Source organism: Ferrovibrio sp., assembly GCF_017994015.1.
Lineage (GTDB): Bacteria > Pseudomonadota > Alphaproteobacteria > Ferrovibrionales > Ferrovibrionaceae > Ferrovibrio.
This window is the reverse complement of the sequence record NZ_JAGOLP010000065.1, coordinates 1-16,087: the sequence shown is the minus strand read 5'-3', so window position 1 is coordinate 16,087 and position 16,087 is coordinate 1. Positions and strand designations below refer to the sequence as shown.

Sequence of the window (16,087 nt, the reverse complement as noted above, 5' to 3'; positions counted from 1 at the left end):
GTCATAGGCAAAGGCAATGTCTGTGCGCTTCTTGATCGTCGAACCATAGGAGATACGGTCGGCGGTCACGCCCTGGCCCAGGCACAGTTCAATCTCGCCGGTAGAGGCGACATCAAAGCTGGAACCCAGATCGGCAAGACGACGCACAATCTGCTCAGCCGGATTCGCCTTGGTGGCATAAAACACCTTGGCCAACGGCAGCAGATGACAAAGCGTGCGATAGTTCTGCTCGACGATGTCCACATCGACAACGAGAAACGGCTCGGTGTCGCGACACTCGGCGAGGAACTTCTGCATCTTCGGGGTAATCTGACCCTGCTCCAACGCCTTCGCAGGCGCATTTCGCAGACGAGTCTTCAAGCGGCCACCATTGGCTGCAAGCATCGAAACCTCCCTCTCGGACCGGCTCTGAACCCGACACAGCTTGCGGCTGTGCCACCAAAAGAGACGCGTTCGTCGTTGCATAACCTGCCAGGGGCCATCGGCACGTGCGGGTGCGTCACATGCGGTGCTATTTACAGCATCTGCCCCCCAACGCAATAGCAAATTGCCCCTGGGGGAAAATATTTTTGCCGGGCTGTGTCGCGGGGGCCACGATAGCGGTTTCCCGCACAACCCCAAAAATGCGAAAAAGCCGCATGGTTAGCGGCTTTTTCTATAGTTTTCCGGCTATGTGACAGCGACTCGGCAACAGCCTCGGCGCAGCCTTTTTTTCACCGTCGGACAAACCCGCCGGCAGCTTTTGGCGCCAGCGGTTCGGCTAACACCCGACCGATTCCGCTCTGGCAGATCTTGGCTCTGCCGGCTGGCGGCTCAGCGCATAGCGACCTGGGCGGCAAAGCCGGTGAAATCCTTCAGCCGCTCGGCCGGCAGCAAAACCGGCTTGCTCGGGCTGCCCAGGCTGAGAATCCGGGTGGTCAGGCCCTGGCGATCAAGCCGCACGCTCTTGCCGCCAAAACCGGCAACGTCGACACGACCCGGGCTGAGCAGCACGATATCGGTGTGATCTGGGCCGATGCGGCCGGCCACGGCGGCGGCGCGCAAGCCCACGGTGCCGCTGGGCAGGATGACATGCACCAGGCCGGGATTGGCAGAATCGACATGGAAACTGCCGCGCTCCAGGCGCAAAACGATACGGTCAGCGGCAAATTCGTCAACACTGAGCACGCTGTTCGGCCCGATCACCACGCTGGTGCCATCACCCAGCCGCAGCGCGATGCCGGAACCCGGCCCGGCAACCAGGCGCTGGCCCAGCATTACGGCGGCGTTGCGGCGCACATCCTGCCCCACCACACGCGGCGACGGGCTGGCGGCCACCGCAAGCGGTTCAGCCAGTTTGACTTCCGGCGTGGCGGCAAAAGCCGGCGCGGCCAGGCCGGCAGCCGTGGCCACCGCCAGGGTGAGGCCGATGCGAACCAATCTGCGATAGAGGAAGGCCATGATACATACCTTTCGTTGCAATTCTTCTTGACCGAAGTCTTAGCGACGAAATGGTGAGCGCGGCGGGAATGTCGACGGCCGGCCTGTGACCGCCGACACAAAGCGTTCCAATGTGACCGTTATTTGAAGCCTATTTGGTGCCGTAGAGCCGGTCGCCAGCATCGCCAAGGCCCGGGCGGATATAGCCATGGTCGTCCAACTGGCGGTCAACCGATGCAGTATAGACCGGCACATCCGGGTGGCTGTCATGAAATACCCGCAGGCCCTCGGGCACGGTGAGCAGGCAGACAAACTTGATCTGCTGCGCCCCAGCCTGCTTCAGCCGCGCCACGGCAGCGGCGGCAGAATGGCCGGTAGCCAGCATCGGGTCTACCACCACCACCAGGCGCTGGTTCACGTCATCGGGCAGCTTGAGATAATATTCCACCGGCGCCAGCGTGGCCGGGTCGCGATACAGCCCGACATGGCCAACACGCGCCGACGGCACCAGATCAAGCATGCCATCCAGGATGCCGTTGCCGGCGCGCAGGATGGAAACGAAGCACAGCTTCTTGCCGAGCAGCAAGGGCGCCTGCATCGTCTCCAGCGGCGTCTCGATCGTCACCTTTTCGGTGGGCAGGTCGCGCAGCACTTCATAAGCCATCAACAGGCTGACCTCGCGCACCAGGCCGCGGAATTCGGCGGTACTGACTTCCTTGCGCCGCAGCAGGGTGAGCTTGTGCTGCACCAGCGGATGATCGATCACATGCACATTGGCCATTGTATGCCCTCTATCAGAAAACCGTGCCATCGCTGACAATATTAAGCGGCGGCGTGCCGCCCGGCCGGCGCTCGGCGGCTGCCTTGCGCCCCGCCGCCCAGGTGCCGCCTTCCAGCAGGCTGGCCAGCGGCAATTCAGCCTGGCTCTTGCCCAGGCGCTGGCGCAGCGGCGGCGCCAGGCGGTCGAGCAACGCCACGGTGAGCGCCCGCCATTCCACCACTGCCGGATGCCCAGGCGGCAGCCGCTCGGCGGCCAGGTCGGGCTGTTTCAGCCGCAACACGCCAAGATCAATGAACAGCCCGCCATTGCGGTATTCCGGCAGGCCGGTCAGGGCATCCAGATCAAGCACGCGGATACCGGCTTCCTCCAGCGGCTCGACCAGCGAATAGGCCAGCCATTGCGACAGTTTGTGGAACGGCACCAGGCCATCCGTCGCATCATCGGAAACCGCCGCCTCATGGCGCCAGCAATCACCCAGATTGACGCCCTCGAATACAATCCGGCCCGGCCAGACCGGACCCAGGCCACGCAGCAGGGCTTTCAGGATCGCCGCCGCCGGCAAGGCGCCATCCTGCGCCTGGGCCTTGAGGTAATCAAACAGATGGCCGATACGCGGCACTTCGCCATCGCGGTCGAACAAGGCCGGGCTGGCGCGCAAGGCGGCACCCAGATCGCGCAACAGCCTTGTCCGCCCCTCCAGGCCATCCAGCGGATTGTCGGCGCTGACCTGAAAGGCCTGGGCTATATCGGTGACATCCAGGCGTTCCAGGCCATCGGCATCGGCGCGGCAGGGCTGCGCTTCCGGCAGGCGTGAGAACACGCCTTTCTGGAAGGCATGCAGGCTGGCCACAGCCAGGCCTTCCGAGCGCGCCAGCACCTGGCCGGTCTCTGCTTCCTGGTAGCGCCAGGCGGCGCCGGCGCCGGCATCCAGCAGCACAGAAACAACAGCAAGATCGAAGCGGATACGCGCCACTTCATCCGGGTGCATGCCATCCTGGAAACGCGGTGCCAGGCGGTCCCAACGGTCGCCGAAATGGCGCCAGCGCGCATGATAGGGAATCCGCAAGCTGGGATAATTGGCGCGGATCACCGCCGCGACATAATCCGCCACCGGCTCCAGCCGGCCGGCTTCCAGCGTGAAATAGGCCGAGCGGCCTTCCGACACATACGTATAAAACTGCTCGGCCCTGGCGCGGATGGCAACCGGGCTGAGCAGCCAGTCAAGCAACTCACTCATCGAGCCTGCGCCCCTTGCTCTGCTTCAGCTCGGCGGCATCCGGCACTGTTTCGGTGAAATAGCCGGCCGCCTTCTTGGCATCCATTTCCACCCGGGCATCGGCCGGGATCAGATCGTCCGGGATTGGAATCCGCTCGATCACCTGAATGCCGCTATCCACCAATGGCTGGAATTTCAGGTTGCTCATCGATACCAGCTTGTCCACCCGGGCAATGCCGAGCCAATGCAGCACATCCGGCATCAATTCCTGGAAGCGCATGTCCTGCACCCCGGCAACACATTCGGTGCGTTCAAAATAGGCTTCGGCGCGGTCGCCGCCTTCCTGGCGCTTGCGCGCATTGTAAACCAGGAACTTGGTCACCTCGCCCAGCGCCCGGCCCTCCTTGCGGTTATACACAATAACGCCAACACCGCCCTGCTGTGCTGTCTCGATACACACTTCGATGCCATGCGCCAGATAGGGCCGGCAGGTGCAGATATCCGAACCGAACACATCCGAGCCATTACATTCGTCATGAATGCGGCAGGCGATACGGGTTTCAGGCTTGCCCAGCTTGGCCACGTCGCCAAACAGATACACCGTCATGCCACCAATCGGCGGCAGGAAAACCTTGAGATCAAAGCGCGTCACCAGTTCCGGGAACATGCCGGCAGTCTGCTCGAACAGATGGCGGCGCAGATCAGTTTCGGAAATCTTGAAACGGGCGGCAATGCCGGGCAGCCACCAGACCGGCTCGATGGCGATCTTGGTAACCCGCACATCGCCATTCGGCGCCAGCACCACGCCATCGGGCTTGAGCCGGCCCGCGCGCATCGCCTCGATCAGTTCCGGCATATTGATATGCGCCTTGGTCACCGCGATGGTGGGGCGGATATCCACGCCCTGACGCAGCAGGTCGGCAAAAACCTCGCTCACCATATGGCCGAAGGGATCAATCGACACGATCTTGGCCGAGTCACTCCACTGCGGAAAAGGCCCGATAGGCTCGGCCGGCGCAGTGTTGGTCAGGTCCGGCTTATGCTCGGCCTTGAGCTGGCCGGCGGCGATGGCCAGGGCGCGATACAGCGCATAGGCGCCGGAATGGGTGCCGATGGCGTTGCGGCCGGCAATGGCCGGAACACTGTCACCATGCACCGTGGCAATGATCGGGCCGCGTGCTGCCGGATCGGCCGCACCCCAATGGATCGGCAGCGGCTTGGGTCCGCTGCCGCCCGGATGCGAGGTCAAGACAATCGGTTTGATGGCAGGCTTTTTCGCCTGCTGGTCGATTTCGCTGCTCATGCCCCATTTTACTCCCGAAGCCGGCCAAGCGGAAGCATGGCGGGCGATAAGCATTTTCGATTGGACGCAGGCGGCTTCGGGCGGCATAAAAGGCGGCCCTCCCCCCGGCGTTCCCCGCGTCGCATAAAAAACCTGCATCAAGGAATTGAATCATGCCGCAGTTGCCGGGCAGCGCGGACACCCTGCCGCTTCGCCCGATTTACACATCGATTGGCATCGCCCTGGCCGCTCTGCTCACCTGGCTGATCTGCCGGCAGTATCTGCCGCATGAAATGGCTCTGGTCGGCGCACTTGGCGTGTTCGGCATCGGGCTATGGGCCACCGGCGCGCTGCCGGAATACTGGACCACGCTGGCGTTTTTCCTGCTTGCCATGTTGTTGCAGGCGGCACCGGCAGCAGTGGTCTTTTCGGGCTTCCAATCCACCACCTTCTGGCTGATCTTTGGCGGCTTGGTGATCGGCGCGGCGATCCGCCATACCGGGCTGGGCCAGCGCATTGCGCTGCTGCTGGCGCGCGGCCTGGGCAATCGTTACCCCGGCATCATTGCCGGCATTGTGCTGGTTGGCCTGCTGCTCGGCTTTGTCATGCCCTCCTCAATGGGCCGCGCCGTGCTGCTGATCCCGATCATCATGGCGCTGGCCGACCGCATGGGCTATGTCGAACGCAGCAAGGGCCGCATCGGCATGCTGCTGGCCGCAGGCTTTGGCGTGCATGTGCCCACCTTCTCGATCCTGCCATCCAACATCCCCAACACCATCCTGGCCGGCACGGCGGAAACGCTCTACCGCTACACTCCCACTTATGGCGATTACCTGCTGCTGCATTTCCCGGTGCTCGGGCTGCTGAAATCGGTCACGCTGGTGCTGCTGATCCTGTGGCTGTTCCCTGACCGCGATCCCAAGCCGCTGGCGGCAGGCGATGAGCCGAAGGCCGAGCCGATGAGTCCGGTGCAACGCCGGCTCACCCTGCTGCTGATCCTCAGCCTGGGCCTGTGGGTGACCGATGCCTTCCACCATATCTCGCCGGCCTGGGTGTCACTGGGCGCGGCCGTCATATGCCTGTTCCCGGGTTCGGGCCTGACGTCGAAACAGGCTTTCAACCAGGAGATCGGCTATGGCTCGCTGTTCTTCATTGCCGGGGTGATGGGCCTGGGCGCCATGATTGCCGGCTCCGGCCTTGGGCCTTTGCTGGTGCGCGAATTTGAGGCCGTGGCGCATTTCTCGCCGGATACGCCATTCTGGAATGTCAGCATGTTAGCGGCAGTGGCCAGCGCCATCGCGGTTGCCACCACTTTGGCCGGCGTGCCCACCATCATGACGCCGCTGGCCGAGGAATTGTCACGCGCCACCGGGCTGCCGCTGGCCAGTGTGCTGATGAGCCAGGTGATCGGCTTTTCCAACATCCTGGTGCCATATCAATCGCCGCCGCTGCTGCTGGCTGCCCAGCTTGGCCGCGTGCCGCTGGCGGCGGCGACGCGGCTTTGCCTGGCGCTGTTCGTCGCCAGCACACTGATCCTGACGCCGCTTGACCTGCTCTGGTGGCGCCTGCTCGGCTGGCTATGACGCCGCCTTGACCACGGCGATGGTGGCAAGCGCCGTGGCGACGATCTTCTTCACGCCATCCTTCTCGGCAAACACATCGGCGCGCGTCACCACCTGGCTCTTGCCGGCCTTCACCACACTGCCCACGGCGGTCAGCCTCTGGCCGATGGCCGGCGCCAGCAGGTTGATCTTGTATTCGCTGGTCACCACATCGCCCACCACCGATGCCGCCGCCCAGGCACAGACCGTATCAGCCATATAACCCACCACGGCGCCATGGCCGAAGCCGTGATGCTGGGTCAGTTCACGCCGCAGGTTGACCGCAATCTCCACCCGCCCCGGTTCCATATCCACCAGCTCGGTGCCGACCCAGGAGGTGAAGCCGCTGGCCGCGATCACCGCATCAACACGCTCACGCGTCAGCGCACCGGGATAAGCCTGGCTCATTGCAAAATCTCCTCAAGCTGGGCGCCGATGCGGCGCAGGGGTTCGGCCGAGTGCTGCGCCCGGCATAAAATCATGGCGCCTTCCAAGGCTGCCAACACCAGCAATGCCCGGTCCTCGGCGCGTGTATCCGAACGGCCCTCGACGCGCAGCGCCTGGGCCAGAATGGCGCCCCATTGCGCATAGCCACGCTGACAGGCTTCACGCAATTGCGGGCTGAACGGCCCGGTCTCCACCGCCACGATGGTGAGCGGCGAGCCATCGCGGAAGCCGGATTTCTCCAGCCAGCCGGCAACACGCTCGGCGGCACGCCGTATCGCCACGGCGGCGCTCGGCGCCTCTGCGATTTCATCCTGCAAGGTGATGGCAAACTGTTCGGCGGCCCAGGCCACCGCTTCGGCGGCGAGCTGCTCCTTGCCTTCCGGGAAATGGTGATACAGCGAGCCTTTCGGCGCACCGCTTTTCTCGATGATGCGGTTCAGCCCCACGGCGGCATAGCCATGGCGCGAAAACAGCTTCGCTGCCATGGTGACAAACCGCTCGCGGCTCGATTGAGGACGCTTGGCCATGCCTGAATTATACAGACTGGTCTAGTTATGACAAGTGCTGAAAAATGCCCGAGATAAACCCGGGCATCCTTTCACGGCCGATACGGCAGCCGCGCCGGGCCGGCCTGGCGCAGGGGTGCGGCCAGGTTGGCGAATTCGCAGAGCAGCGGGCGGGTATCGCGCGGATCGATGATTTCCTCCACCCAGAAAGCTTCCGCCGTGCGGAACGGCGAGCGCACCCGGTTGAGCCGTTCCTCGATATCGGCTTTCAATGCCTCGCGGTCGGGCGCGGCGTCGAGATCGGCGCGATAGGCCGCCTCGATGCCGCCTTCCAGCGGCAGACTGCCCCAATCGCCCGAAGGCCAAGCATAGCGGTAATGCAGCCGCGCCGCATTGGCATTGGCCGCACCGGCCACGCCGAAAGCCTTACGGATGAAGATTGAGCACCACGGCACGCTAGCCTGATACACCGCCGCCATGGCGCGGGCGCCATGGCGGATGGTGCCGGCTTTCTCGGAATCGAGGCCGATGACAAAACCCGGGATATCAACCAGATGCACCACCGGCAGATGGAAGGTTTCGGCCAGGTCAACAAAACGCGCCACCTTGATCGAGGTATCGGCGGTCCAGCCGCCGCCATAATGGTACGGATCGCTGGCCAGGATCGCCACCGGCCAGCCATCCAGCCGCGCCAGGCCGGTAATTGCCGAGCGGCCATAGAATTTGCCCATCTCAAAGAAACTGCCGCGATCCACCACCGCATCGATGATGTCGCGCATCTTGTAGACCTTGCGGCGATCACGCGGCACGATGGAGATCAGCTTTTCCTCAGCCCGATCAGCCGCATCGGTGATCGGCCCGCGCGGCGGCAGGTCATAAACCGAGCTGGGTAGATAAGAGAGGAAACGCCGCGCCGCATTAAACGCCTCCTGCTCGCTGGCCACCGCCAGGTCGATGGCGCCGGAACGGGTGTGGATATCGACACCGCCAAGCTCTTCCTTGGTCAGGGTTTCACCGGCCCGCGCCACCACCGGCGGCCCGGCAATGAACATCTGCGAAATGCCTTCCACCATCACCGAGAAATGGCTGCTGACGGTGCGCGCAGCACCCAGGCCGGCCACCGAGCCGAGCGCCAGCGACACCACCGGCACGGTGCCGAGATTGGCCACCACATGATCCCAGCCCGGATTGGCCGGCACATAGGTGCGGCCTTCGGTTTCCAGCGAGCGCACCGAGCCGCCGCCGCCGGTGCCATCCACCAGCCGCACGATGGGGATACGCAACTCACCCGCCATCTGCTCGCTCATCACCTGCTTCTGCCAGATCGCGGCATCGGCAGCGCCGCCGCGCACGGTGAAGTCGTCGCCGCCCACCACCACATTGCGGCCATCCAGCTTGCCGCGGCCAAAGATGAAATTGGTCGGGCTGAGGTCTTCCAACTCGCCATTGGCGCCATAGCGGGCGCGGCCGGCGATGGTGCCGATCTCGTGGAAACTGCCCTTGTCGAGCAGGCGTTCAATACGCTCGCGCACCGTCAGCTTACCGCCATCATGCTGGCGTTTGATCTTGTCGACCCCGCCCATCTGCTTGGCCAAGGCTTCACGCCGACGCAGTTCCTCGATCTCGGCTTCCCAGCTCATGCCCGCCCTCCCATGGCGTTTTTTTGTTTTTTGCTTAATAGGTGCCCGGATAGGCGCCGCCATCCAGCAGCACATTCTGGCCGGTCATATAGGCAGCGCGTTCCGAGCAGAGGAAGGCGCATACTTCGCCAAATTCCTCTGCCGTGCCAAAACGGCCGGCCGGAATCGTCGCCGCCTGGCGGGCGAATTCGGCCTGCAATTCATCGCCGCTCTTTTTGCTCTGGGCGCCGATGGTGGTTTTCAGCCGGTCGGTGAGGAAACGGCCCGGCAGCAGGCCGTTGATGGTGACACCCTGCGGTGCCACCTGGCGCGCCAGGCCGGCGACAAAACCGGTCAGGCCGGAACGCGCGCCATTGGACAGGCCCAGAATGCCAATCGGCGCCTTGACCGAGGAGGAGGTGATATTCACCACGCGGCCCCATTTCTGCGCGATCATGCCATCCAGCGTCGCCTTGATCAGTTCAATCGGCGTCAGCATGTTGGCATCCAGCGCCTTGATCCAGGCATCGCGGTCCCAATCGCGGAAATCGCCCGGCGGCGGGCCGCCGGCATTATTCACCAGGATGTCGATCTTGCCGGCGATGCCCAGCGCATCGGCGCGGCCCTGCGCCGTGGTGATATCACCCGCCACGGTCTTGACGCTGACGCCCGGCGCGGCGGCGCGGATACGGGCGGCGGTTTCCTCAAGCACATCCTTGCCGCGCGCGGTGATGGTGATATCCACCCCTTCCTTGGCCAAAGCCAGGGCGCAGCCATAACCCAAACCCTTGCTGGCCGCACAAACCAATGCGTTGCGGCCCTTGATACCGAGATCCATGTTGTTCGCTCCTTATTTTTGCTTATCGGATGTTTTCATTGGGCCGTCAGCCCGCCATCCAGCACCAGTTCGGCGCCAGTCATGAAGCTGGATTCATCGCTGGCCAGGAACAGGATGCCATTCGCCACCTCGTCCACCTGGCCCATACGCCCCATGGGATGCAGCTTTTCCAGATAACGCCGCGCCTTGTCGGGATCAGTGCCGGCCATGATATGGCCCTGCACCAGCGCGGTTTCGACATAACCCGGATGCACCGAATTGACGCGGATATTGTTTTTCTCAGCGGCACATTCCAGAGCCAACGCCTTGGTCAGCAACGTCACCGCACCCTTTGAGGCACAATAGGCGCCCATCAAAGGTGCGCCGGATTTGCCGGCCACCGAGGCGATGTTGACAATCGAGCCACCGCCGGAACGCCTGAGCAAAGGCAGCGCATATTTGCAGCCGAGGAACACCGCGTCGCTGTTCACCGCCTGCACCTTGCGCCATTCCGCCAGCGTCATGTCCTCAATGCGGCGGAACAGGCCGATGCCGGCATTGTTGACCAGCACATCCAGCCGGCCCTCCGCTGCCGCAATAGCCGCAATCAGCGCCGGCCAACTCGCCTCATCGGTGACATCCTGCAACACGAAGCGGCAGCCGATTTCTGCCGCCACCTCGGCACCGGCCGGATTGCGGTCGGTGATCACCACGCGGGCGCCTTCGCGCACAAACAGGGCGGCGCTGGCCCGGCCAAAGCCGGAAGCGCCGCCGGTAATCAAAGCAACCTTGCCAGCCAGCCGGCTCAAGCGGCGGTGTCCTGCGCGGCGCCCAAGGCGCCGGCCTTGGCTGCCGCCGAGGCATCAACACCCCATTCGGCCAGCACCGCCCGGCCATCGGCCAGCTTGTCGCCGCTGCTGCCCGGCGGGCCGCGCCGGATTGCGCCCGGCGTGCGCGAGAAACGCGGCGCCGGTGCCGGCTGGGTCACACCATCGGGGGCAACAAAAGTCTGCCTTGCCTGCATATGCGGATGCTGCGGCGCTTCGGCCAGGCTCAACACCGGGGCGAAGCAGATATCGCTGCCTTCCATCACCGCGCTCCATTCCGCCCGCGTGCGGGTGCGGAAGGCGGCGGCGTAAGCAGCGCGCAATTCGCCCCAGCGGGCGCGGTCATGCTGGCGCGGCAATATCTTGGCATCCAGGCCCAGCTTCTCGATCAGTTCGGCGTAGAACTTGCCCTCGATCGAACCGATGCAGATATATTCGCCATCAGCACATTCATAGCTGCCATACCACGGCGCGCCGCTATCTAGCGCATTGACGCCGCGCTGCGCCTGCCACAGCCCGGCCGCCTTCATGCCGTAGAACATGGTCATCAGCGACGCGGCACCATCCACCATGGCGGCATCCACCACCTGGCCCATGCCGCTCTGCTGCCGCTCATACAGCGCCGCCAGCAGGCCCATGGCGAGATACAGCGAACCGCCGCCGAAATCGCCCACCAGGTTGAGCGGCGGCACCGGCTTGCCGCCCTTCTCGCCGATGGCGCCGAGCGCGCCGGTCAGCGCGATATAGTTGATGTCATGCCCCGCCGCCTGGGCCAGCGGCCCATCCTGGCCCCAGCCAGTCATGCGGCCATAGATCAGGGCCGGATTGCGCGCCTGCGCCACATCTGGCCCCAGGCCAAGCCGCTCCATTACGCCGGGACGGAAACCTTCCAGCACCATGTCGGCCTTGCCGAACAGGTCCAGCACCATGGCGATGCCGGCCGGGTGTTTCAGATCAACCGCCACCGAGCGTTTGCCGCGCGCCAGCAATTCAAATTTCGGCTCAATCGGCAGGCCAAGGCCGGAATCGCCCAGGCGTTCCAGGCGCAGCACATCGGCGCCCAGATCGGCCAGCAGCATGCCGCAGAACGGCACCGGGCCGATGGCCGGCATCTCAATCACCTTGAGGCCGGCAAGCGGCCCACTCATTTTTTCTCTCCGGGCTGCTTCGACGCCCAGGGCGCCACCGGCAGGCCGGCCTTTTTCCAGGCGCCGAAGCCGCCATCGATATGTGCCACGCGCTCCAGGCCCATGCGCTTGGCGGTCTGCCCGGCCAAAGCGGAACGCAGGCCGCCGGCGCAGAAGAAAATGAACTGCTTCGGCTCGGCAAAAACCGGCTTGTGATACGGGCTTTCCGGATCGATCCAGAATTCCAGCATGCCGCGTGTGGCATGGAAGGCGCCCGGCACGGCGCCATCGCGCTCCAATTCACGCGGATCGCGGATATCCACCAGCACTACATCGGGCTGGTTCATCTTATCGGCGGCTTGCTGCGGGCTCAGCGTGACGATTTCCGCCAGCGCCTCCGCCACCATCTGTTTATAACCGAGTGGCATTTTCTGCTTCCTCCCAATCCGGGTAAGGCAGACAGGTTAGGTTTCTAACAATAGTTTGGCAATGCTTCGGGCTTCACCACGGCCGCGGCAGAAACTGCGGCCGCCAGGCCCAGCCCTGGCTCAGCACAAGCTCGCGCAAGCTGGCCTGCAAGGCAGCATCCGTTGGCGCCAATCCAGCCAGATTATACCAGCGCGCCGGTGGCAGAGGCGGCTGGCCAGCCATATCCGGGCTTTGCAGCCGGCCGGTCAGGCGCAGCACCTTGACGCTGCGTGAAGCCGGCTCAAGACGCAGTTCAATCGCCGCCACGGCGCGGCCAAAATCGCCAAAATCCAGCGCATCAAAAAACCGTGCATCATCATAGCGCCGCTCGATGCGCAGGCTGCCCGGCAGCGCACCGGCAGAAACCAGCAGGCCGCCATCGCGTGGTGTGGTCAGCGCCTGCAACCGGGCGCGCAGGGCGGCCTCGTCCTGCGCTGCAAGCCCCGGCGGCGGCAAAACCGCCTGGCTGTGTTCCAGCAATGGCAGCAGCAAGCCGGCCAGCAATACCAGCCAGGCCAGGCAAAGCAGGCTGAAACCCAGCCGGCTGCGCAGCCAGAGCAGCGGCCTGGGCATGGCTGGCTGTTTCAGACATGGCAATTGTCGGCGGCGCCGCGCCACGCTGGCAGCATCCGGGCCATACACTGCCACCAGCGTATCTTCGGCCACCAGCCATTGCCCCAGCGCATATTGCGCAAAATTGCCGCCGCTGCGGCTTTCGGTATTGAAGCGCAGCCCGGTTTCATCAGCTTCAACACCGCTGGCCGCGAAGCTGCCGAAAGCGCCGCTGCCGGCGGTCCGTGCCTGGGCAGCATCTGCAAAGCGCGCCACGATGCAGGCCGTGCCATCGCCGAAACGGGCGAATTCTGCCGCTTCCGCCTCGGGGAACATCGGCTTGAGATCGCGGTAATCGCTGGCATGACGGCCGAATACCGCCCAGGAATTCATGAAACCGCCATAGCGCATCGCCAGCGCCACACGGTCGATGCTCAATTGCCGGGCAGCCCAGCGATCAAGCAATTCAAATACCAGCAGCAACAGGCCAAGCCCGAACAACAGACCAAGCAGCACCAGCCATGGCCCGTCCTGGCCCCAATCCGGCCGCCACTCCAGCACAACTGCAATACGCTCCGGCAAACGCCCCCCCACCACACTCGCATCAGAATACTATGCCAAAGCGGATTAACGAATTCTTTGCCAATCCTGCACTAGGGTTCAATTGGACGATTCCAGCCGCGAAAGAAACCATGGCCGCGCCGATCCCACCCAGCTCGCTGAATGCCCGGCCCGATCAGGTCAAGATCGGGCAGCATAAGGTGAGTCCTGAAATTCTCGACAGCCTGCGGCAAGCCAGCCGCAGCACCGGGGTGGATTTTGCCTATCTGGTATCACAGGCGGCGCAGGAAAGCGGCTTCCGCACCGACGCCCAGGCCAAAACCAGTTCGGCACGCGGCCTGTTCCAGTTTGTTGAAGGCACCTGGCTCGACATGGTGCGCGAACATGGCGGCAAATACGGCCTGGCCGACATGGCGGCCAAAATCGGCAGCGGCAATGATGGCCGCCCGCGTGTGGCCGATGCCGCCGAACGCCAGGCCATCCTGGCGCTGCGCGATGATCCGCGTATCGCCTCGGCCATGGCGGCGGAATATGCCCGTGGCAACCAGGCCCTGCTCTCGCGCGAATTCGGCGTTGAGGTGGGCAAGACCGAACTCTATCTCGGCCATTTCCTGGGCGGCAACGGAGCCAGCAAATTCCTCACCGCCCTGCGCGACCGGCCCGATATGCCGGCCGCTGACCTGCTGCCCGAAGCCGCCGCAGCCAATAGCGGCGTGTTTTTTGACAGCGCCGGGCGCAAACGCAGCGTTGGCGATATCCATGCCTATTTCAGCCGCAAGCTGGAAGCCCATGCCGAAGGGCTTGAGCAGGTAGCCGGGGCCGGCAGCAGCAATGCAGCCGCCGCCACCGGCACTGAAGCCATGACCGTGGCACAGATGATGGCGGAGCAGCGCCGCATGGTGGATCACATGGCCAAGATGATGGCCTTTGAAACCCTGCGCGATCTGATGCAGCGACCCAACCGCATCGGCAACAGCAGCGACAGCAACTGGTAAAGCGCTATCCCTGCATCGCTTCGTCCAATGCGGCGTGAAACCAGCCGCAGGGATGCTCGAAGCGGCCAAAGGTGATGTGGTCATTGGCGCCTGAGGCGAAGCCGGCCTGGATCGACTGGCCCATCTGAAAATCCTCGTCCAGCGCATCCCAGAAGATTTTCACATTCTTGTCCCAATGCTGGCGCGCCTTGTCGCTCTGCGCCGGCTCGGGGATCAGGGCGGCGCCCTGGATAATGCAGCTATCGGTGCCGGCGGGGTGCGTGATCATCACCGTGGCATGATCCGGCTGCACCAGAATAATCAGGTTGGGGAAGAAGAAATATAGCGGATTGCCGAAATCCCGCACATTCAACCCGTCCAGTGCCTGGCCTTTCAGCCTGCGCGCCTCGCGTTTGGTGAAATACAGCCGCGCATGCGGCGCAAAACGCTCCATCACGCTGACATTATCCAGGAACATCGGCGCGATGGTGCGGCTATGGGCATGGCGCACATGATAGGTTTCCAGCCCGCCCTCGATCACCACTTTCCAATTGCAGCGCAGGCCGATCTCGCGTTCGTCATACACCACATGCCGGCCCAGGCCGAAGCTCTCCATGTCGCGCTTGAGCGGGCCGAGGAAGGCATCGAGATCAGGCGTCGCCGCATCGCGCTGCGGCAACACGAAGATGATGCCGAAAGCTTCGGCCGCCGGCAGCCGCACCAGACCATGCGCGGCCTTGTCGAGCGCGCCGAAATCCGCCTCATGCGGCAGGCTGAGCAGCCGGCCATCAATGTCGTAGGTCCAGGCATGATAGGGGCAGGAAAAGCTGCGTTTGTCGCAGCCTTCGCGCGCCGCCACCAAGCGGGCGCCACGATGCCGGCAAACATTGAGAAAGGCGTTGATGCCACCATCCCTGCCGCGCATCAGAAGCAGCGGCAGGCCGAGATGCTGATGCGTGATGAAATCGCCGGGCTTTGCCAGTTTGGCGGAAAAGCCGGCAGCGATAGGCAGGCGGCGGAATACCCTATTGGTTTCACGCGCCATGAAATCGGCGCTGGTATAGCGCGCCACATCAATACGGGTGACCGCCTCGCCCTGATCGGTGGTGCCGGCTTCAAGATGGCGCAGGCTGCGCGCCAGCCATGCCGTTTGGGTGGCCTGATCCATTACCCGTTCTCCCCCTGCCCGGCTGTTTTGAATTGCGCCATGCCGGCGATGAAATCCCAAAGCTGGGCGGCAAGCCGCGCCTGATCCGGCCGCTCCGGCTGCGCCAGCGCCTGGCCGGTGGCCTGACGCAGCCCGCCCAGGATCATCGCGCCAAGCAGATGCGGATCGAGCCGGAGCGGAATTTCGCCGCGCAGCTGCGCCAGCGCGATGTTATGCGCCGCCAGTTCAATATGCTGCTGGAGCCGCCGCGCTTCCACCGCCGCCACTTCCGGCTCGCGGTTGAGCCGCGCCAGCACAATCGGCGCCAGTGGTTCGGCATAGTGAAACGCCACCATGGCTTCCAGCCGCAGTTTTTCGCGCCGGCCCCAATCGGCGCCGGGCTGCGGGTTCACCGCCATTACCCGGGCATCGTAGCGGTCGTAAAAATCCTCCACCAAGGCCGCCACCAGCCCGGCCTTGGAGCCGAAATAATGATAACTCAGGCCAACCGAAATCCCGGCCCGGCGTGCCACATCGCCGATCTCCATAACGCCATCGCCAGCCACCAATTCAGCCGCCGCCGCCGACAGGATACGAAGCCGCGTATCGGCCCGGCCGATCTCCACCACTGCGCCTTCAATGCGCCCTGCGCTTTTTGCTGCCTGACGTCCGCGTGCCATGGCGAGAACTTAATTGAATTCAATTCAATAGGCAAGATTTAAACTGCCTGCATGGAATGGTAA

The 16,087-nt window shown here is 63.8% G+C and carries 16 protein-coding genes and 1 pseudogene; 2 read left to right on the top strand and 15 right to left on the bottom strand.

The annotated features are described in order from the left end of the window. The 5 genes and pseudogenes from KBB36_RS18420 to KBB36_RS18400 all read right to left on the bottom strand — a co-directional run. Positions 1-384, bottom strand: a pseudogene (locus KBB36_RS18420) (hypothetical protein); the annotation flags it as partial. 429 nt (positions 385-813) lie between these two features. Then, a complete protein-coding gene (locus KBB36_RS18415) occupies positions 814-1,440 on the bottom strand; it encodes a FecR domain-containing protein (protein ID WP_290984436.1) in 627 nt (208 codons plus the stop codon). Between the two features lie 130 nt (positions 1,441-1,570). After that, positions 1,571-2,200 carry a uracil phosphoribosyltransferase gene (gene upp, locus KBB36_RS18410; protein ID WP_290984433.1) on the bottom strand — a complete coding sequence of 210 codons (630 nt, stop codon included), beginning with the start codon at positions 2,198-2,200 and terminating at the stop codon, positions 1,571-1,573. Between the two features lie 13 nt (positions 2,201-2,213). After that, entirely contained in the window at positions 2,214-3,437 is a 1,224-nt protein-coding gene (locus KBB36_RS18405; protein WP_290984430.1) for a URC4/urg3 family protein, read from the bottom strand. Beyond that, positions 3,430-4,719, bottom strand: a complete 1,290-nt coding sequence (locus KBB36_RS18400) for a GTP cyclohydrolase II (RefSeq protein WP_290984427.1) — start codon at positions 4,717-4,719, stop codon at positions 3,430-3,432. Before KBB36_RS18400 ends, KBB36_RS18405 begins: the two co-directional genes overlap by 8 nt. A 152-nt stretch (positions 4,720-4,871) precedes the next feature. Here KBB36_RS18400 and KBB36_RS18395 point away from each other — a divergent pair, with 152 nt between their 5' ends. Next, a complete protein-coding gene (locus KBB36_RS18395) occupies positions 4,872-6,281 on the top strand; it encodes an SLC13 family permease (protein ID WP_290984424.1) in 1,410 nt (469 codons plus the stop codon). Here the strand turns inward: KBB36_RS18395 and KBB36_RS18390 are convergent. The 8 genes from KBB36_RS18390 to KBB36_RS18355 form a co-directional block, all read right to left on the bottom strand. Continuing rightward, on the bottom strand, positions 6,276-6,707 hold the full coding sequence (locus KBB36_RS18390; protein ID WP_290984421.1) for a PaaI family thioesterase: 432 nt from the start codon (positions 6,705-6,707) through the stop codon (positions 6,276-6,278). The two genes, KBB36_RS18395 and KBB36_RS18390, sit on opposite strands and share 6 nt — an antisense overlap. After that, entirely contained in the window at positions 6,704-7,273 is a 570-nt protein-coding gene (locus KBB36_RS18385; RefSeq protein ID WP_290984418.1) for a TetR/AcrR family transcriptional regulator, read from the bottom strand. Before KBB36_RS18385 ends, KBB36_RS18390 begins: the two co-directional genes overlap by 4 nt. Positions 7,274-7,344: 71 nt before the next feature. Then, on the bottom strand, positions 7,345-8,892 hold the full coding sequence (locus tag KBB36_RS18380; protein ID WP_290984416.1) for a carboxyl transferase domain-containing protein: 1,548 nt from the start codon (positions 8,890-8,892) through the stop codon (positions 7,345-7,347). A 34-nt stretch (positions 8,893-8,926) separates the two neighbouring features. Next, positions 8,927-9,709 carry an SDR family oxidoreductase gene (locus tag KBB36_RS18375; protein ID WP_290984414.1) on the bottom strand — a complete coding sequence of 261 codons (783 nt, stop codon included), beginning with the start codon at positions 9,707-9,709 and terminating at the stop codon, positions 8,927-8,929. Positions 9,710-9,744: 35 nt separating this feature from the next. Next, positions 9,745-10,497 carry a glucose 1-dehydrogenase gene (locus KBB36_RS18370; RefSeq protein WP_290984412.1) on the bottom strand — a complete coding sequence of 251 codons (753 nt, stop codon included), beginning with the start codon at positions 10,495-10,497 and terminating at the stop codon, positions 9,745-9,747. Continuing rightward, complete coding sequence (locus tag KBB36_RS18365; protein ID WP_290984409.1) at positions 10,494-11,663, bottom strand: CaiB/BaiF CoA-transferase family protein; 1,170 nt, start codon at positions 11,661-11,663, stop codon at positions 10,494-10,496. The genes KBB36_RS18370 and KBB36_RS18365 overlap by 4 nt, the downstream gene beginning before the upstream one ends. Beyond that, on the bottom strand, positions 11,660-12,070 hold the full coding sequence (locus KBB36_RS18360) for a rhodanese-like domain-containing protein (RefSeq protein WP_290984406.1): 411 nt from the start codon (positions 12,068-12,070) through the stop codon (positions 11,660-11,662). The genes KBB36_RS18365 and KBB36_RS18360 overlap by 4 nt, the downstream gene beginning before the upstream one ends. Before the next feature lie 73 nt (positions 12,071-12,143). Next, on the bottom strand, positions 12,144-13,244 hold the full coding sequence (locus KBB36_RS18355; RefSeq protein ID WP_290984403.1) for a hypothetical protein: 1,101 nt from the start codon (positions 13,242-13,244) through the stop codon (positions 12,144-12,146). Between the two features lie 110 nt (positions 13,245-13,354). Here KBB36_RS18355 and KBB36_RS18350 point away from each other — a divergent pair, with 110 nt between their 5' ends. After that, positions 13,355-14,218, top strand: a complete 864-nt coding sequence (locus tag KBB36_RS18350) for a hypothetical protein (RefSeq protein WP_290984400.1) — start codon at positions 13,355-13,357, stop codon at positions 14,216-14,218. A 4-nt stretch (positions 14,219-14,222) separates the two neighbouring features. Here KBB36_RS18350 and KBB36_RS18345 read toward each other — a convergent pair whose 3' ends face one another. Further along, positions 14,223-15,365, bottom strand: a complete 1,143-nt coding sequence (locus tag KBB36_RS18345) for an SRPBCC family protein (protein ID WP_290984398.1) — start codon at positions 15,363-15,365, stop codon at positions 14,223-14,225. After that, positions 15,365-16,024, bottom strand: coding sequence for a TetR/AcrR family transcriptional regulator (locus KBB36_RS18340; RefSeq protein WP_290984395.1), 660 nt, complete (start codon positions 16,022-16,024; stop codon positions 15,365-15,367). Before KBB36_RS18340 ends, KBB36_RS18345 begins: the two co-directional genes overlap by 1 nt. Between the last annotated feature and the right edge of the window lie 63 nt (positions 16,025-16,087).